This is a genomic window from Streptomyces sp. NPDC088252, assembly GCF_044740965.1.
Taxonomy (GTDB): domain Bacteria; phylum Actinomycetota; class Actinomycetes; order Streptomycetales; family Streptomycetaceae; genus Streptomyces.
Genome location: NZ_JBIURS010000031.1, coordinates 63,817 through 81,968, shown reverse-complemented (window position 1 = coordinate 81,968; position 18,152 = coordinate 63,817). Strand labels below are relative to the sequence as shown.

At 71.5% G+C, this 18,152-nt stretch carries 14 protein-coding genes, 1 pseudogene and 1 riboswitch; of the genes and pseudogenes, 12 read left to right on the top strand and 3 right to left on the bottom strand.

Annotated elements, in window-relative coordinates:
- Window positions 1–330 precede the first annotated feature (330 nt).
- Window positions 331–1,188 (bottom strand): IclR family transcriptional regulator, encoded by an 858-nt coding sequence (locus tag ACIOHC_RS38505; RefSeq protein WP_401846216.1) that lies wholly within the window; start codon window positions 1,186–1,188, stop codon window positions 331–333.
- A gap of 291 nt (window positions 1,189–1,479) precedes the next feature.
- On the opposite strand from ACIOHC_RS38505, the gene ACIOHC_RS38500 reads away from it, so the two are divergent.
- From ACIOHC_RS38500 to ACIOHC_RS38475, 6 genes are all read left to right on the top strand, one after another.
- Entirely contained in the window at window positions 1,480–2,850 is a 1,371-nt protein-coding gene (locus ACIOHC_RS38500; protein WP_351087199.1) for an aspartate aminotransferase family protein, read from the top strand.
- A complete protein-coding gene (locus ACIOHC_RS38495) occupies window positions 2,850–4,037 on the top strand; it encodes a mandelate racemase/muconate lactonizing enzyme family protein (RefSeq protein WP_351087201.1) in 1,188 nt (395 codons plus the stop codon). Before ACIOHC_RS38500 ends, ACIOHC_RS38495 begins: the two co-directional genes overlap by 1 nt.
- Entirely contained in the window at window positions 4,034–4,879 is an 846-nt protein-coding gene (locus tag ACIOHC_RS38490; protein WP_351087203.1) for an amidohydrolase family protein, read from the top strand. Before ACIOHC_RS38495 ends, ACIOHC_RS38490 begins: the two co-directional genes overlap by 4 nt.
- Before the next feature lie 189 nt (window positions 4,880–5,068).
- Entirely contained in the window at window positions 5,069–5,908 is an 840-nt protein-coding gene (locus tag ACIOHC_RS38485) for an SDR family NAD(P)-dependent oxidoreductase (protein ID WP_401846214.1), read from the top strand.
- A 259-nt stretch (window positions 5,909–6,167) separates the two neighbouring features.
- Window positions 6,168–8,327 (top strand): peptidase C14, encoded by a 2,160-nt coding sequence (locus tag ACIOHC_RS38480; RefSeq protein WP_401846212.1) that lies wholly within the window; start codon window positions 6,168–6,170, stop codon window positions 8,325–8,327.
- The gene (locus tag ACIOHC_RS38475) at window positions 8,324–9,256 is read left to right on the top strand and encodes a GNAT family N-acetyltransferase (protein WP_351084362.1); all 933 of its coding nucleotides are present in this window, start codon (window positions 8,324–8,326) and stop codon (window positions 9,254–9,256) included. The genes ACIOHC_RS38480 and ACIOHC_RS38475 overlap by 4 nt, the downstream gene beginning before the upstream one ends.
- Window positions 9,257–9,327: 71 nt before the next feature.
- Here the strand turns inward: ACIOHC_RS38475 and ACIOHC_RS38470 are convergent, their stop codons facing one another.
- Window positions 9,328–10,719 (bottom strand): uracil-xanthine permease family protein, encoded by a 1,392-nt coding sequence (locus ACIOHC_RS38470; protein WP_376216878.1) that lies wholly within the window; start codon window positions 10,717–10,719, stop codon window positions 9,328–9,330.
- Window positions 10,720–10,891: 172 nt separating this feature from the next.
- Between ACIOHC_RS38470 and ACIOHC_RS38465 the strand changes: the two are divergent.
- Window positions 10,892–11,142, top strand: a pseudogene (locus ACIOHC_RS38465) (alginate lyase); the annotation flags it as partial.
- 34 nt (window positions 11,143–11,176) lie between these two features.
- Here the strand turns inward: ACIOHC_RS38465 and ACIOHC_RS38460 are convergent.
- Window positions 11,177–12,418, bottom strand: coding sequence for an MFS transporter (locus ACIOHC_RS38460; RefSeq protein WP_351084357.1), 1,242 nt, complete (start codon window positions 12,416–12,418; stop codon window positions 11,177–11,179).
- 146 nt (window positions 12,419–12,564) lie between these two features.
- Here ACIOHC_RS38460 and ACIOHC_RS38455 point away from each other — a divergent pair, with 146 nt between their 5' ends.
- The 5 genes from ACIOHC_RS38455 to ACIOHC_RS38435 all read left to right on the top strand — a co-directional run bounded on the left by ACIOHC_RS38455 (window position 12,565) and on the right by ACIOHC_RS38435 (window position 18,126).
- Window positions 12,565–13,755: an ROK family transcriptional regulator gene (locus ACIOHC_RS38455; protein WP_351084355.1), complete on the top strand. Its 1,191-nt coding sequence runs from the start codon at window positions 12,565–12,567 to the stop codon at window positions 13,753–13,755.
- A gap of 426 nt (window positions 13,756–14,181) precedes the next feature.
- Window positions 14,182–14,312, top strand: a riboswitch (FMN riboswitch).
- A 159-nt stretch (window positions 14,313–14,471) separates the two neighbouring features.
- Window positions 14,472–15,572 (top strand): bifunctional diaminohydroxyphosphoribosylaminopyrimidine deaminase/5-amino-6-(5-phosphoribosylamino)uracil reductase RibD, encoded by a 1,101-nt coding sequence (ribD, locus tag ACIOHC_RS38450; RefSeq protein WP_389636832.1) that lies wholly within the window; start codon window positions 14,472–14,474, stop codon window positions 15,570–15,572.
- Complete coding sequence (locus ACIOHC_RS38445; RefSeq protein ID WP_351084351.1) at window positions 15,573–16,190, top strand: riboflavin synthase; 618 nt, start codon at window positions 15,573–15,575, stop codon at window positions 16,188–16,190. It abuts the gene before it with no gap.
- Window positions 16,187–16,831 carry a nicotinamide mononucleotide transporter family protein gene (locus ACIOHC_RS38440; RefSeq protein ID WP_351084349.1) on the top strand — a complete coding sequence of 215 codons (645 nt, stop codon included), beginning with the start codon at window positions 16,187–16,189 and terminating at the stop codon, window positions 16,829–16,831. Before ACIOHC_RS38445 ends, ACIOHC_RS38440 begins: the two co-directional genes overlap by 4 nt.
- A complete protein-coding gene (locus tag ACIOHC_RS38435; RefSeq protein WP_351084347.1) occupies window positions 16,828–18,126 on the top strand; it encodes a bifunctional 3,4-dihydroxy-2-butanone-4-phosphate synthase/GTP cyclohydrolase II in 1,299 nt (432 codons plus the stop codon). Before ACIOHC_RS38440 ends, ACIOHC_RS38435 begins: the two co-directional genes overlap by 4 nt.
- The last annotated feature ends 26 nt before the right edge of the window (window positions 18,127–18,152 follow it).

Genomic DNA, 18,152 nt, shown 5'->3' with positions numbered 1-18,152 from the left:
GGCGCGGCCTGGGCCGTACCGGCGGCCACGGCCGAACCGGCCATGACCAGACCGGCCAGACCCGAAGCCCGCAGCAGCGTACGACGCGACGAGGCCGAGGTGTGATGGTGCGGAACGCTCATGCGGACTTCGCCTTCCGAGAAGTGCCGAAAGTGAGGAAGCGTTCCTGCGGTGGACTGCCGTGAGGCGGATGGCTGAAAAGGGTCCGGCCGTCGGATGTCCACGACGCAGTGGGCAGGCGTCGGAAGCGGGCCGGAAGGGGTAAATCGCCAGTGACGGAAGAATGTCACTGCGGTTGGCAGGGAACCTACGGCGGGTTATGTCGATCGGTCAAGACCTGAATCCGTCGGAATTCGGCGTGTCACTGTCGGACGCTCCGTCCTCCGCGTCGTCGACCCAGCCCAGCGAGACGCTGATCCGGCGGGCCGCGTCCCGGACCTGGCCGCCCAGTTCCTGGTAGCGCCAGGCCGGCAGGCCGAGCTTGAGACCGGTGATGGAGATGGCCCCGGCGCACACCGACCGGTCGTCGAAGACCGGCGCACCGATGCAGATGATGCCCTCGGCGTCCTCCTCGTCGTCCAGGGCGTAGCCGACCCGTGCGATGTCCCGCAGATGCGACAGGAAGGTGGCGGGGTCGGTGATCGTGCGGGAGGTGCGCCGGGGCAGCCCGAACCGCTCGACGACCGCGGCGGCCTCGCTCTGCGGCATGGCGGAGAGCAGGGCCTTGCCCAGCCCCGTGCAGTGCGGCAGCTCGCGCTGGCCCATCCGCAGATCGAGCCGGACGCGCTGGTCGAGCTCGACCTGGTCCACGACGACCGCGTGGCCGTCCTCGGGCACGGCGAGCCGGGACGCCATGCCGGTGGTCCGGGTGAGCTCGCTCAGCACGGGCCGGGCCACCCCGCGCAGGGAGACCTGGGAGCGGGCCCGGTCGCCCAGCCGGGCCAGGCTCATGCCGAGCCGGTAGCGGCGGTTCATGCCCTCGCCGTCGTCCGAGACGAGGCCGTAGGCGCGCAGGGTCTGGAGCATGCCGAAGGCGGCGCTCTTGGAGATCGAGCAGGCCTGGCCGACCTCCGTGACGCTCAGGCCGTTGCCCTGCGTGGGGGCGGCGAGCGCTTCGAGGATGTCCGCTGCCCTGGCCACGCTCTTGACCCAGTACTTCGGTTCTTCTGTGGCAGAGCTGTTCGTCATAGCAGAACAGCGTAGTGCCTCCGGGGGAGCCGGAAGGCGCTTTCGTCGTGAAAGAAGCGCGACAGCCAGCCTTCTGATGCCTGGAGGGGGGTTGACCGGCCCCAACGCCGCACGTAATATCCAGGCACTGTTCTGCTCTACAGAACAGTGTTCGGAAAAAGCGAGACGCACCACCCAAGCACCACGGATCATCCTCTTCCTGCGGCGACTGCCGGGCGGATGGCGCCAGGGACTCACGGGCCGGGCAGGGCCTGCGAAAACCGACGACTTTCGACGCAAGGAGCAAGCGATATGAGTTCAGGCCCGGTAGGCAACGATTCCGGAGCCCGACTCGCCGAGCGCGCCCGCCAGGTCGTACCCGGCGGCGTGAACAGCGGTCAGCGCAGCGTTCCCGGACTGACCGACCTGGTCGTCACCGGGACCGACGGCGCACGGTTCCGTACCGCCGACGGACGCGAGTACACCGACTTCCACTCGGCGTTCGGCCCGCCGCTGCTCGGTCACAACGACCCCGACGTGGCCCGCGCCACCGCCGAGGCCGGTGCCGCCCTCGGCCACATGGGCGTCGGCGTCACCGAGGGCGAGGTCCTCCTCGCCGAACAGCTCACCGAGCTGATCCCGTCGATCGAGAAGGTGCTGCTCACCAGTACCGGCAGCGAGGCCACGTTCCACGCGCTGCGCGTCTCCCGCGCCGCCACCGGCCGCCGTCTGGTCGTCAAGTTCCAGGGCTGCTACCACGGCTGGCACGACGCGGTCAGCCTCAACGTCATCTCCGCCCCCGAGAAGGTCGGCGGCCACGACCCGATCTCGACCGGCATCCTGCCCGAGGTCCTCGAAGCCACCCTCGTCCTGCCGTTCAACGACAGCGAGGCCGTCCGCCGCACCTTCGCCGAGCACGGCGCCGACATCGCCGCCGTCATCGTCGAACCCGTTCCGCACAACGTCGGCGCGCTCCTGCCGTACCAGGAGTTCCTCACCACGCTGCGCGAGGAGACGACCAGGGCCGGCAGTGTCCTGATCTTCGACGAGGTCATCACCGGCTTCCGGCACGACATCGGTGGCTGGCAGAAGATCTCCGGCGTCACCCCCGACCTCACCACCCTCGGCAAGGCCATCGCCAACGGCGCCCCCGTCGGTGCGATCGGCGGCCGCGCCGACCTGATGGACCTCTTCTCCACCCGTCCCGGAGCCCCCGCCTTCTTCGCGGGCACCTACAACGGCCACCCGTCCGTGGTCGCCGCCGCCCTCGCCACCCTGCGCAAGCTCCGCGAGGAACCGGTCCACGAGCACGTCTTCCGGCTCGGCGAGCGCGTCCGCACCGAACTGACCGGACTCTACGAGCGCCTCGGCGTGCCCGCCGTCGTCACCGGTTACGGCTCCGTCTTCGTCAGCTACTTCATGCCGGGCGAGACCCCCCGTACCTATGCGGACCTGCTGAACAACGATGCCTCCCTGTTCGTCGGCTACCGTCGCAAGCTCCTCGACCACGGCCTGTTCGAGCTGCCGCTCAACCTCAAGCGCAGTCACATCAGCTATGCCCACACCGATGCCGACGTGGACCGCCTGATCGAGGGCACCGAGGCCGCGGTCGGGGCCGTCCTCGCCGACGGCGGTGCCCGCGACCTGGAGAACACCTCGACCATGGGCGGAGCGACCCGCTGATGCTGACCGTCAACCGCACCCGCCCCGCAGGCCCCGCCGGACGCATCAGCCGCGTCGAGACCCTGATGCTCGGCACCTCCTGGCGCGACTTCGGTTACGTCCGGGTCCACACCGACGAGGGCCTGACCGGCATCGGCGAGATCACCCACCCCTACCGGGTCCGCGAGGTCTGCGCGCTCACCGAGGCACTGGCGCAGCGCCATCTCATCGGCGCCGATCCCTTCGACATCGAGGAACTCTGGCTCCGCGTCTACCAGGGCGACTTCCTGCGCGGCGGCGACATGGGCGGCGTCGCCCTGTCCGGCCTCGACCAGGCGATGTACGACCTGATGGGCAAGGCGCTCGGCGTCCCCGCATACCGGCTGACCGGCGGAGCGTGCCGCGACAGCGTACGTGTGTACGCCAACGGCTGGTACACCGGCGAGCGCGAGCCCGAGACCTTCGCCGCCAAGGCGAAGGAGACCGTGGCGAAGGGCTTCACCGCCCTCAAGTTCGACCCGTTCGGCCCCGGGCTGCACGAGCTGGAGCGTGCCGAACTGCGTCGCTCCATCGACCTCGTGGCCGCCGTCCGCGAAGCCATCGGGCCGGACGTCGACCTGTTCATCGAGGGCCACGCGCGGTTCGCCATGCCGACCGCCGCCCGACTGGTGCGCGAGTTGGAACCGTTCGACATCGGCTGGTTCGAGGAGCCGATGCCCTGGACCCACATCGAGCGCTACGCGGAGCTGCGCCATCGCGCCGCGTTCCCGATCTCCGGCGGCGAGCACTTCCACAACCGCTACGAGTACAAGCAGCTCTTCGCCACCGACGCGGTCGACATCATCCAGCCCGACCTCTCGATGGCCGGCGGCTTCACCGAGGTCAGGAAGCTCGCCGCGATCGCCGACACCCACGGCATGCTCGTGGCCCCGCACAACTCCAACTCGCCGCTCTGCACCACCGTCTCGGTGCACGCGACGCTCGGAATCCCCAACTTCAAGATCCTCGAAACCTTCGACGGGCTCCTGGAGGACTACGTCTTCGACGCCCTCAAGGGCACCCTCCCGATCGTCGACGGCCATATCGGACTGCCGACCGCTCCGGGGCTCGGTGTCGAACTCGTCGACGAGGTCTTCGAGGAACACCCGCCCAGCCACCGCTTCTGGAACATGTTCGCGGACGGCTGGGAGAAGCGGAACCGGACATGATCGTCGACGTCCACTCGCACCTCTTCCGGCACAGCCACGACTTCACCGACCCGTTCAAGTCCGACTCCGCCCGCGCCCACGCGGGCGAGGTCGACCTCACGGTGAAGTGGGAGGAGTACGCCGCCACGGCGCCCGAGGGCACCCGCACGATCGTCGTCGGCGGCAAGGCGCGGCGCAGCGGGCTCTGGGTCGACGACGCGGCCGTCGCCTCGTACGTCGGACAGCACCCCGACCGGCTCATCGGCTACCTCTCCCTCGACCCCACCCAGCCCGGCTGGCAGGACGAACTCCGTTACGGCCACCAGGAACTGGGCCTGCGCGGCATCAAACTGATGCCGATGTACGCGGGCTTCGACCCGGCCGCCGAGGAGTACGACGAGCTGTACGGCTACGCCGAACGGCACGGACTCCCGCTCCTGGTGCACACCGGCACGACCTTCGTGTCGAAGGCGCCCCTGGAGTGGGCGATGCCCCGCCATCTGGACGCGGTCGCCATCCGCCACCCCGAACTGCGGATGGTCCTCGCCCACCTCGGCCACCCCTTCGAGGGCGAGTGCATCGCGGTCATCCGCAAACACCCGCACGTGTACGCGGACATCAGCGCCCTGCACTACCGGCCCTTCCAGCTCTGGCACAGCCTCCGGCTCGTCCAGGACTACGGGGTCTTCGACAAGCTGATGTTCGGCAGCGACTACCCGTTCACGACGGTCGACGACTCGGTGAAGGGGCTGCGGGAGATCGCCCGCATCCCCGGCATCCCCGGACTGCCGCCGCTCGACGTGGACGCGGTGGAGGAGATCATCCACCGGCCGTCGCTGGACCTGCTGGGGCTGAGCGGCTGACCCGGCCGTTCCCCACGAACCTGTCGACCGGCGCCCGGGGCCGCCCCCCTGTCCGAGGGCGCCGGCCGGCAGCCGGGCCGCCGCGCTCCCACCCCAGTGTCCCTGCGCGGCGGCCCGGACCCCTCCGGCGGACCAGGGCCGGAACCACCGCACCCCTCTTCGTACCTCTCCGCCTGGAGGAACCCCGTCATGACCGCAGCCGTCCCGCCCCGCGGAACCGACCGCTTCGACCTGACCGGCCGCACCGCGGTCGTGACCGGGGCCGCCCGGGGTCTCGGCCGGTCCTTCGCCGTCGGGCTCGCCGAGGCGGGCGCCGATCTGGTCCTTGTCGACCTGCCCGGTGCCGACGGTGTCGCCGAGACCGCGGCGGCCGTCGAGGCGATCGGCCGCCGGGTCCACACCTACGGCCAGGACCTCGCGGACATCGACGCGCTGCCCGGCTTCGTCGATGCCGTACGCGCCGAGGCCGGACCGTTGCACATCCTGGTCAACAACGCGGGAACGGCGGCACTGGAACGCTTCAACGAGATCACCCCCGCGAGCTGGTCGCACATCATGCGGGTCAACGTCGACGCCGTCTTCTTCCTCAGCCAGCGCATCGCCGAACACATGACGGCGGACGTCGTCGCCGGCCGCATCATCACCATCACCTCGAAGAACGCCCTGGTGGCGGAGGCGGGCCTGGCCCACTACAACGCCTCGAAGGCCGCCGCTCAACTGCTCACCGAGACCTTGGCGGTCGAACTCGCCCCGCACGGCATCACCGCCAACACCCTCGCCCCCGGCATGGTCGAGACCCCCATCGACGGAGAGTTCCCCTTCGACCGGGAAGCCTTCGAATCCGCCTACCACGAGCGCATCCCGCTCGGCAGGTACGCGCAGCCCGACGAATGCGTGGGCGCACTGCTGCTGCTCGCCTCGGACGCCGGCGCGTATCTCACCGGGGCGCGCATCGTCGTCGACGGGGGAGTGCTGGCCGACCAGATGCCGCGGATGCGCTTCATGCCGCCGTACCGCAACACGATCTGACGTCCGCGCCTCGTCCCGCCGTACCGCAACACGATCCGACGTCCGCGCCTCGTCCCGCCGCACCGCAACACGATCCGACGTCCGCGCCTCGTCCCGCCGCACCGCAACACGATCCGACGTCCGCGCCTCGTCCCGCCGCACCGCAACACGATCCGACGTCCGCGCCTCGTCCCGCCGTACCGCAACACGATCCGACCGCGACCGACCGGCAGTCGGTCCTCATCGAGCACGCATCGACACAGCGAGGAGCACCTCCGCCATGTCCGTCAATGCATCGTCCCCGAACCCGTCCTCCGCCTCGTCGCGTCGTACGCTGCTGCGGGCTTCGGGTCTGGCCGGTCTGGTCATGGCCGGTTCGGCCGTGGCCGCCGGTACGGCCCAGGCCGCGCCGTCGCACACCGGCGACGTACTGTGCCTCGACACGGTCGCCGAGCTGCGCGCGCTGAACACCAGGCCGCTCGACGACGGCACCCAGGTCCTGATCGCCGGATACCACACCCCCGGCGACGGCGGCGCGATGGCCGTGCGCTGGAACAAGAAGTCCGACGCCGCGCACAACGGCGGAACGGTCATCGCACCCACCGGCACCAAGTCCGGCCGCTGGCACCAGCTCCACCACGGCACCGTCGACTTCCGCACCTTCGGCCACTTCGACGCCGAGGAACCGGCCGACGCCGCCCTCGACGCGATGATCACCGACCAGAGCATCCACCGCGTCGAGGCCCACACCGACCTCCTGTTCACCCAGCGCCACCTGTTCGCCCGCTCCCACATCGAACTCGACTTCGGCGGCCACCGCATACGCACCGAAGGCATCGAGAAGAACACCCACGACAACCCCTTCGGCGCCGTCCTCTCCTTCCGCGGCACCGTCACCGACACCACCGTCGAACACGCGCTCTCCGGCAAGGTCATCGAACTCACCGACACCTTCCCGGTCCCCGACGCCAAGGCGTTCGAGGTCGGCCAGTGGTGGTCGGTCCAGGTCGAACCCGTTGTGGGCGGCGGCCGTGACGAACGCGAACTGCAGAAGCTCGTCGAGATCACCGAGATCATCGACGCGGACCACATCCGGATCGGCTACCTCAACGGCTGGGAACTCGCCGAGGGCCGCACCCTGACCTGGACCCGCGTCGAGCCGGTCCGCGACACCCACGTCCGCAACATGGTCTTCGAGGGCGCCGGCCCCGACGAGTACACCGGCTCGCACCCCGTCAGCTTCGAGTACGCCGTCGGCTGCGACGTCTCCGGAATCCACGCCACCGGGACCTTCTGGCCGGTCATCATGCGCCGCTGGTGCACCCGGTTCCGCACCGAGGACTGCTCCCTGAAGAATCCGCCCACCGTCGAGTACGGCGGCGCGGGCTACCTCACCCAGCAGATCTACTGCCTGTACGGACGGGTCGCGGACTGCACGACCAGCAACGTCCGTCATCTCAACGACCTCACCGCCTCCGCCTACTGCACCGTCGTGAACTGCCACGGCGACGGCGACGACGCGGGCGGCAACCCCTTCACCACCCACGGCCAGTACGAGCACGATCTGCTCTTCGACGGCAACTCGGGACTGATGGACATAGCCAACTCCGGTGCGCAGTGGGGGATTTCAGCCAAGCGGATCACCGTACGCAGACATGTCTGCTCCTGGTTCACCGCCAACACCAAGATCACCGATCTGACGCTCGAAGACATCACGGTGATCGCGCGCCCCACCTTCGACCAGGCCGGCACCCTCACCGTCAACGCCGACGGCGCCCAGGTCCGCGGCTGCACGGCCAAGACCTTCGCCGTCGCCCAGCGCTCCGCCCGTTCCACCCGGCCGACCACCATCAGCGACTGCTCCTTCGAGCCGCCCGCGGGCGCCGTCCTCGTCCAGACCCCGGTCACCGCGCCCGTCCACTTCGTACGCTGCGTCTTCAAGGGCGTCGACGGCGCGATCCTGCGCGGTGCGGGGCCCGTCCGCTTCACCGACTGCACCGTCACCGGCTCGGACGACGCGGCCCCGCTCTCGGTCGGATCGGCGGATCTGCGGATCGACGGCGGCAGTTACGACAACACCGGCATCGAGCTCAGTGCCGTACGCGACCAGCGGATCACCGTGACCGGCGGCGCCCGTCTCACCGGCAGCAACAAGGCCAAGGCGCTGCTCGGCCGCGCGGCCGGGCCCGGCAGGGTGACCTGGGACATCTCCACGCTCGGCAGCGCCGCCTCTGGACCGGACACCGCGCATGTGCGCATCGCCGACGGCGCGAACCACTACGCGGCGACCGGCAGCCGCTTCACCGGCGGCACGCTCCACCTCGCCCCGGAAGCCCTGGACTCGGTCCTGCACACCGCGTGCGTCGAGGACGGCACCCGGCGCAGCGCGATGCCCGCGAACGGCGGCTCGGTACGCACGGACGGGAACCTGACCCTGTGACCGCCGTCGTCAGGACCGCGACCCCGGCCGACGACCCGGCCCTGGCCGCCCTGTGGCAGCGCTGCTTCGACGCTCCCCAGATCGCCCGCCTGCACGCGCTGGACCCCGACCGCCACCGCCACACGTTCGTCGCGCAGAACGGTGCGGAGGGCGGGATCGACGCCGTCGTCGTCTATGTGCCGAGGCTGATCCGCGACGCGCACGGCACGCCGCAGCGGGTCGGCGGCATCGGCAGCGTCGCCACCCGCCCCGAGGCCCGCGGCCAGGGGCTGGTGCGGCGGCTGCTGGTGGAGGCCGAGCGCACCATGACGGCCGAACAATGCGCCTGGTCCCTGCTGTTCACCGGGACGCCCGGCGTCTACCGGGGCTCGGGGTGGCAGGAATTCGGCAGTACGTACACCGAGGGGGTGCTGGTGCCCCCGACCGCCTCCGGGGCGTTCCGGGTCCGCGGAGTCACCCCGCGGGACGCCGTGGAGGTGACCGCGCTGCACCACGCGTACAACGCGAACAGGCCGCTCAGCTCGTTGCGGGGACCGGAGGACTGGGCGGTGCGCGTACCCGCCTGGTACGGCGCGCCCGACCGCTCGCTCGTCGCGGTGGACCCCGCGACGGGCAGGCTCGTCGGCTGGATCGTGGCCCAGCACGAGGGGGAGTGCGTGGAGGTGCGCGAATTCGCGGGTGCGCCCGAGTGCCTGGGCGAGCTGTTGGCCGCCGTCGGTGCGCGGGGCCGGGCCGCAGGGCTGACCCGGGCGAGGGTCAGGCTCCCGGACGGTCCCGAGGTACGGACGGCCCTGCCGGCCCTGCTGGCCGACCCCCGGACGGTGGTGGAGCACGTGGGCATGGCACGACCGCTGCACGCCACCGCCGAAGCCGTCCGGGCCACGGTCACGGCACCGGGCGCGGTCCACTGGTACGGCGACTGTTTCTGAGGGCCGGGCGCTCGTCGGAACGGGGGAACGGCCGTGACACCCATCGGTCCGGCCGGGAACGCCGTGGCGTACTACGCCTTGTCCGTCGGCGTCGGCTCGTCGTACGCCGACGTCCCCGAGTCCAGCAGGGGCTCCTGGGTCTTGAGGTGGGCCGGGGCGAAGGCCCGCAGCGCGTGGTAGCCGGTGATCACCACGATGGTGCCCAGCGCGATGCCGCTCAGCTCGAAGTTGTCGGTGATCTTGAGACTGACCCCGCCGACGCCGATGATGATGCCCGCCGCGGCCGGAACCAGGTTCAGCGGGTTGCGCAGATCGACCTTGGCGTTCAGCCAGATCTGGGCGCCGAGGAGGCCGATCATGCCGTACAGGATGACGGTGATGCCGCCGAGCACACCGCCGGGGATGGCGGCGACCACCGCACCGAACTTGGGGCAGAGCCCGAAGAGCAGGGCGAAGCAGGCGGCGGCCCAGTACGCGGCGGTGGAGTAGACGCGGGTCGCGGCCATGACGCCGATGTTCTCCGAGTACGTGGTGTTCGGCGGACCGCCCACCGCCGTCGACAGCATCGACGCGGCGCCGTCTGCGGCGATCGCGGTGCCCAGCTTGTCGTCCAGCGAGGCGCCGGTCATCTCGCCGACGGCCTTGACGTGTCCGGCGTTCTCGGCGATCAGCGCGATGACCACGGGCAGGGCGACAAGGATCGCCGACCACTCGAAGCTCGGCGCGTGGAAGGACGGGAGCCCGATCCAGTCGGCCTTGGCGACGCCCGACAGATCGAGCCGCCAGTGGTCGACGGCCTCGGCGCCGCCCGCCGGAGAGTGGATCTTGCCGAAGATCCGGTCGAGGACCCAGGACAGCGCGTACCCGAAGACCAGGCCCAGGAAGATCGCGATGCGTGAGAAGAACCCGCGCAGGCACACCACGGCCAGTCCGGTGAACAGCATCACCAGCAGTGCCGTCCACTGGTCCTGCGGCCAGTACGTCGACGCGGTCACCGGAGCCAGGTTGAATCCGATCAGCATCACGACGGCGCCGGTGACCACCGGCGGCATCGCCGCATGGATGATCCGCGCACCGAACCGCTGCACGGCGAGACCGGCGAGGAAGAGCACCACACCGACGGCGAACACCGCGCCGGTGACCACGGCGCTGCTGCCGCCGCTCGCCCGGATCGTCGCGGCGACCCCGACGAACGAGAGCGAACAGCCGAGGTAGCTGGGCACCTGCCCGCGCGTGGCCAGCAGGAAGATGGCCGTCGCGACACCCGACATCATGATCGCCAGGTTCGGGTCCAGGCCCATGAGCACCGGGGCGACGAACGACGCACCGAACATCGCGACCACGTGCTGGGCACCGAGCCCGAACGTACGGGGCCAGGAGAGCCTTTCGTCCGGCCGGACCACGGCCCCCGGTGCGGGGGTCTTCCCGTCGCCGTGCAAGGTCCAGCGCACGCCGAGGCCCATGGTCGCTCCCTGTGTGTAGGTGCGGAGTCCAGTGCCTCGCCCGGCATGGTGCTCACCGCAGAAATGATCAGCGCAATGGTAATGCCGGAACGCACCGCGCTCGCGGCCGGGCTGTGGGCCGGCCGCTAGCGCACGAAGGGCTGCGGGGGCCGGGCTGTGGGCCGGCCGCCCCGCGTACGAAGGACCGCAGGGGCAGAGTCTGTCCAAGGCGGTCGACCATCTGCTGCCCGCCGCGACCGGGGCCGCCCCTGGTTCCACCCGGAGCCGGAGTTCCACCGGTACGCGGCCGGTCACGTCGTGCACGTCGCCACCGACACCGGCGAGGCGAAGGCCCGCGCCGCCCTCGGACGGCTCCGGGCGCTGCCCGACGGAGACCTGTGGGCGCTGCGCCCCGCAGCGCAACAGCTCGACCCGATCGCCGGCCGAACCGCCCGCCGCGCCCCGCGGAGCCGAGGACTCAGGGGCGCGGCTCGGCGGCTGTCGCGCTCGGAGCGCCGGCGTCCGAGGACGACACCGACGACACCGCCCGGCGGTCACCCGCCCGCAGCACCCCGGCCCCCAGCACCAGACCGAACGCCAGCACCGTCACCAGGCCGAACGACACGACCAGCGAGGTCGCCTCGGCCAGCGAGCCGATCGCGGACGGGGCGATGAGCCCGGAGGTGTACGTGATGGTGGCGACGCCCGCGATCGCCTGACTCGGGTTCGGCCCGCTGCGCCCGGCCGCCGCGAAGGCGAGGGGGACGACCACGGCGACGCCGAGGCCCAGGAGACCGAAGCCGCACATCGCGAGCGGCGCGCTCGGTGACGTGACCACCAGGAGTCCTCCCACCGTCGCCAGGGCGCCGCCCACCCGCACGGTCCTGACCGCTCCGAAGCGGTCGACGACCTTGTCGCCGACGATCCGGGCGACCGCCATGGTGAGCGCGAACGCCGTCGTGGACGCAGCGGCGAGCCCGGCGGAGGTGTCCATGATGTCCCGCAGATAGACCGCCGACCAGTCCAGGCTGGCCCCCTCCGCGAACACCGCGCAGAAGCCCACCGCGCCGATGATCAGCGCCGACTTCGGCGGCAGCGTGAAGCGCGGCGGCGGCTCTTCGTCCGGCTCGCTGCGCAGATCCAGCACGCCGCGGCAGGCGAACAGGCCGAGCGCGGTGAGGACGAGGGAGGCGAGGGAGTGGTGCAGCCGGGCGTCGGCGCCCAGATGCGCGGCGACGGTGCCCGCGGCCGAGCCGATGAGCGCGCCCACGCTCCACATCCCGTGCAGCCCGGACATGATCGACTTGTCGAGGCGGTTCTCCACCTCGACGCCGAGGGCGTTCATCGCCACGTCCGACATGCCGGCCGTCGCGCCGTACACGAAGAGCGCCGCGCACAGCGTCAGCAGATTCGGCGCCAGCGCGGGGAGGACCAGCGCCAGCGTCCACAGGGCCAGCAGTCCGCGCAGCGCGGTCCTGGCGCCGAAGCGATGGCTGATCGCGCCGGCCAGCGGCATCGAGAGCGAGGCGCCGATCGCCGGGAACGCGAGGGCGAGACCGAGCTGCCCGGCGCTGACCCCGGCATGGTCCTGGATCCAGGGCACCCGGGTGGCGAAGCTGCCGGTCACCGCGCCGTGCACGGTGAAGACCGCGGCCACGGCGAACCTGGCCCGCCGCACCTGTTCCATGCCGAAGACCGTCTCGGTGGAATCCGTCGTCATACCGCCGTGCCCTCCCCTGGGAATCCTCTGTCACCGGCCACCCCGGTGCCCGTCTTCACGGTGCGCGCAGTAAACTATCAGGAACCCTGCCTGATAAATAGCCCACCCGCTCCACCCGTGCGGCAGTGATCTGGAAGGATCCCGGCATGCCCGCATCACCGAGCACCGCCCGAGCCATCAACGACCGGCTCGCCCTGCGACTGCTCCAGCAGGACGGCCCGCTGACGGCCACGCAGTTGAAGACCCTGACCGGTCTCTCCCGCCCCACCGTCGCCGACCTCCTCGAACGGCTCCGGGGGGCCGGCCTGGTCCGGGTGGTCGGCGAGTCGGGCGCCGAGCGCCGCGGTCCCAACGCCCGGCTGTACGGGATCGTCGCCGACCGTGCCCACCTCGCCGCGCTGGACGTGCGCACCGGCAGCGTCGCCGTGGTCGTGGCCGACCTGCTCGGCGCCACGCTGGCCGAGGCCACCCTGCCCATCGGTGGCGACACGGGCACCGAGGCCGCCGCCGAACAGGCCGCGGCACTGCTGGAACGCACCGTCCGCGAGGCGGGCGCCGCCCCGCTGCACAGCGTCGGCATCGGCGCGCCCGGCCTGATCGACCCCGTCACCGGCGAACTGCGCGACACCACCGGGCTGCCCGCCTGGCACCGGCGACTGGTGCGCGTGCTCCAGCAGCGGCTGCCCGCCACCGTGCTGGTCGAGAACGAGACCAATCTCGCCGCCGTCGCGGAGCACCGCATCGGCGCGGCCCGCGAACGCGACACCTTCGTCCTCTTCTGGCTCGGGCACGGCGTGGGCGCGGCCGTCATGCTGGACGGGCAGCTGCGCCGCGGGGCCTCCGGCGGCGCGGGCGAGATCGGATTCCTGCCGGTCCCCGGCGCGATCGGCACCCCGTCGGCCGTCAATTGCGACGGAGGTTTTCACTCGCTGGTGGGTTCCGCCCCGGTCTGTGCACTGGCCGCCGCCCACGGCATCGCGGCGCCTGCCGAAACGTCCGACGGGGACAAGGAGCCGGGCGCCGCGTTCGCCGTACGGGCCGCGCTGGCGGGGGAGGGGGAGAGCGAGGCGTTCCTGGACGCCCTTGCCGAGCGGCTCGCACTCGGCGCCGCCGCGATCGCCTCGGTCCTCGACCCCGGCTGTGTGCTGCTGGCGGGCGAGGTCGGCCACGCGGGCGGCGACGCGCTCGCGGCACGGGTCGAGGAGCGGCTGGCCGGAATGTCCCCGCTGCGTACCGAGGTGAGGGCCGGGCGGCTCGGCGGTGCCGCGGTGCTCCGCGGCGCGCTGCTCGCCGCACGGGAGTCGGCCCAGGACGAGCTGTTCGCCCCGGCCGACTGAGCCGCTCGGCGAGAAGGTGCTCGAACAGCGCCTCCCCCGCCCGCCCCTTCCGGGCCGGAGAGGTCCCCACCGTCCGGCAGTCACCTGGCCGCCGGGTGCCGGGGCGGCTCGTGTCCGGTCACTCGGTCCGGTGCGTCCGTGACGCCGACCGCACCAAGTGACCGGGGGCGAGCCGGTCACCGCCGGGCGGTCGGGAGGGCCGGCAGGCCCCGAGGTCCGGCCAGGTGCCCCGGTCACCGGCGGATCCGGGCGTCTCGCCCTTCGTCCACCCCTTGGCCTTCCACCGGCGCGAGCCGTGGCCGACCGCCGTACCGGCGCCGTACTCGGAGCCCGCGCTCCGCGTTCCGCGCCGCCTGTGAGCCACTCCACAGACGCACACCCATATGGCCCATCGGCGGGCATGGCACACTGATCGTGTACCAGCAGCAGCGCACTCCGGGGTCGGTGAAATTCCGAACCGGCGGTTATAGTCCGCGACCCGTCCGCATCCAGCGGCCGGTTGACCAGGTGGGATTCCTGGACCGACGGTTAAAGTCCGGATGGGAGGCAGTGCGCGGCGGGCCGTTTCACGGGTACGCCGCCGTCGGCGGATGGTCTTTCGGGCGACCGATCCATCCGTTCGTTCCGGCATTTCGGCGTCCCCGCGTCGCGTTCCCGCTTCATCTGTCGTCATCGACAGGCCCCGGAGTCCGTGCCCGAAGAGGCAGGAGGACCCGGTGGCCACCGCAGCCGACATCACCGCCATGCGCCGAGCGATCACGCTCGCGGCCCGCGGTCTCGGCTCCACCAGTCCCAACCCGGTCGTCGGCTGTGTCGTCCTCGACGCCGCGGGACACCAGGTCGGGGAAGGATTCCACCAGCGTGCCGGCGGGCCGCACGCCGAGATCCACGCCCTGCGCGCCGCAGGCGACGGAGCCCGGGGCGGCACCGCCTACGTCACCCTCGAACCCTGTAACCACACCGGTCGCACCGGCCCCTGCGCCCAGGCCCTCGTCGAAGCCGGTGTCGCCCGGGTCGTCTACGCGGTCGGTGACCCGAACCCGCAGGCCACCGGTGGTGCGGACACCCTGCGCGCGGCCGGGATCAAGGCCGAGCAGGGGCTACTGGCGGACGAGGCCGCGGCGGGCAACACGGCCTGGCTGACCTCGGTGCGCCTCGGCCGCCCGTACGTCCTGTGGAAGTACGCGGCGACCCTGGACGGCCGGATCGCGGCCGCCGACGCAACCAGCCGCTGGATCACCTCTCCCGAATCCCGCGCCGACGTCCACCGGCTGCGCGCCGAGGCCGACGCGGTCGTGGTCGGCTCCGGCACCGCCCGTACCGACGACCCCCAGCTCGGTGCGCGGGGTGTCGAAGGCGCCGTGCAGCCTCTGCGGGTGGTCGTGGACACCGACGCCACCGCCGTACGCCCCGGGGCCCGGGTTCTCGACGACACCGCGCCCACCCTGATCGCCGTCGCCGACGACGCCGACACCCGCCGTCTCCCCGAAGGGGTCGTCCTGCGGCTGCCGCGCGCCGCCACCGGCCCCGGCCTGGACATCCCCGCCCTGCTCGCCGCCCTGTACGGGCGCGGCATCCGCTCCGTACTCCTCGAAGGCGGCCCGACCCTGGCCGGGTCGTTCGTCGCCGCGGGAACGGTCGACAAGGTCGTCGGCTATCTCGCACCCGTACTGCTCGGCGCCGGTCCCGCGGCCCTCGCCGACGCCGGAATCTCCACCATCGCCGAGGCGTTGCGCCTCGATGTGACCGAGACCGTCCGTATCGGCCCCGATCTGCGCATCACCGCCGTCCCCGGCCCTGCCCGGAAGGGAAACTGAGTGTTCACCGGAATTGTCGAAGAACTGGGTGAAGTCACCGCCGTCGAGGAACTCGGCGACGCCTCCCGCTTCCGCCTGCGCGGTCCCGTGGTCACCGAAGGCGCCAAGCACGGCGACTCCATCGCCGTCAACGGCGTCTGCCTCACCGTCGTCGACCTCGGCGACGGCGAGTTCACCGCCGACGTGATGGCCGAGACCCTGAACCGGTCCAGCCTCGGGGCCCTGGAAACGGGATCCCGGGTCAACCTGGAACGCCCCATGGCGGTCGGCGGCAGGCTGGGCGGTCACATCGTCCAGGGCCATGTCGACGGCACCGGGCGCATCGTCGAGCGCAAGATCTCCGAGAACTGGGAGATCGTGAAGATCTCCCTCCCGGCGGACCTGACCCGTTACGTGGTGGAGAAGGGGTCGATCACCGTCGACGGGGTCAGCCTGACCGTCGTGGACGCCGGACCCGACTACTTCACCATCAGCCTCATCCCCACCACCCTCGCGCTGACCACGCTCGGCATCAAGGAGCCCGGCGACCCGGTCAACCTGGAGGTGGACGTCATCGCGAAGTACGTCGAGCGGCTGCTCGGCCACACTCCGCGGCAGCCCGAGGAGCCGGCGAAGTGACCGCGCTGAACTGGCTGAACTCGCAGGCGTTCACCGTCTTCGGTCAGCACATCATCTGGTCCGACATGATCGGCAACACGGTCGGTCTGATCGCGCTCACCCTGGGCTGGCTCCGCTCGATCTGGACCTGGCCCGCCCAGCTCCTGTCCGGCGTCGTCCTGGTCGCCGCCAACGTGTCCGTGCACCAGGCGGGCAGCGTCGGCAAGCAGCTCGTGGTCGTCGCCGTCGCCGTCTGGGGCTGGCAGCAGTGGACCCGGGGCAGGCGACAGGCCCAGGACGGCTCCATCGCCGTACGGTTCGCCACCTGGCGCGAGCGCGGCCGGCTGCTCGGCGGCGCCGCGCTCGGCACCCTCGCGGTCGGCGGTCTGTTCACCGCCTTCCCCTCGCTCTCCTGGAGCCCGTGGGCGGACGCGTACATATTCGCCGGCACGCTCGTCGCGATGTTCGCCCAGGCCCGCGGCATGGTCGAGTTCTGGTTCGCCTGGCTGCTGGTCGACCTGGTCGGCGTACCGCTGAACTTCCACAGCGGTCTCGCCTTCTCCGGACTCATCTACGTCGTGTACGGCGCCCTCGTCCTGTGGGGCATGCGCGACTGGTGGCTGCGTTCACGGACCCCCGCTCTGGAAGGAGCCACGGCATGACTGCCCAGCCCACCTGGTTGCACCGGGACCACGGGAGCGCCGTCGAGGACCTCACGCTCGACCCCGTCGAGCAGGCCATTCGCGACATCGCCGCCGGACGGCCCGTCGTGGTCGTCGACGACGAGGACCGCGAGAACGAGGGCGACCTCGTCCTCGCGGCCGAGAAGGCCACCCCCGAGATCGTCGCGTTCATGATGAGCGAGTGCCGCGGCCTGATCTGCGCACCCATGGAGAACGACGAGCTGGAACGGCTCGAACTCCCGCAGATGGTCGACCACAACACCGAGTCGATGCGTACGGCGTTCACCGTCTCCGTCGACGCGTCGGCGGCCCACGGCGTGACCACCGGCATCTCCGCCGCCGACCGGGCCGCCACCCTCCGGCTGCTGGCCGGCGGCGAGGCGGGCCCCGGCGACTTCGTACGGCCCGGCCACATCTTCCCGCTCCGCGCCCGCTCCGGCGGTGTGCTGGTCCGCAACGGCCACACCGAGGCCGCGGTCGACCTCGCCCGGCTCGCCGGGCTGCGGCCCGCCGGAGCGATCGTCGAGATCGCCGGCGAGGACGGCGTGATGCTGCGGCTGCCCCAGCTGATCCCGTTCGCCCGCAAACACGGCCTCACGATCATCTCCATCGAGGACCTGATCGCCTACCGCCGTACCTCGGAGCCGACCGTCCGCCGCGAGGCCGAGGTGCGGCTGCCGACGGGCTTCGGCGCGTTCACCGCGTACGGCTACCGCTCCACGGCCGACGGCGTCGAGCATGTCGCGCTCGTCCACGGCGACATCGCGGACGGCGACGACGTCCTGGTGCGGATCCACTCCGAGTGCCTGACCGGCGACATCTTCCAGTCGCAGCGCTGTGACTGCGGGCCCCAGCTGCACGCCTCCATGCGACGGATCGCGGAGCGGGGCCGCGGCGTCGTCGTCTACCTGAGAGGTCACGAGGGGCGCGGCATCGGCCTGCTGTCCAAGCTGCGCGCCTACGAACTCCAGGAACGGGGCGTCGACACCCTCGACGCCAACCTGGAGCTCGGTCTGCCGGCCGACGCCCGGGACTACGCGGCCGGCGCCCAGATCCTCAAGGACCTCGGCGTCCGGAGCCTGCGGCTGATGACCAACAACCCCGACAAGACGGCCGCCGTCCTGCGGCACGGTCTGGCCGTCACCGGCCGCGAGCCGATGCCCGTCCAGGCCGGCGAACACAATCTGAGCTACCTGCGCACCAAGCGCGACCGCATGGGGCACGACCTGCCCTGGCTCGACGCCGCCCCGGTATCGACCTGCGGCAACCAGTGAACGATCACGGAAACGAGTGGTGGGAG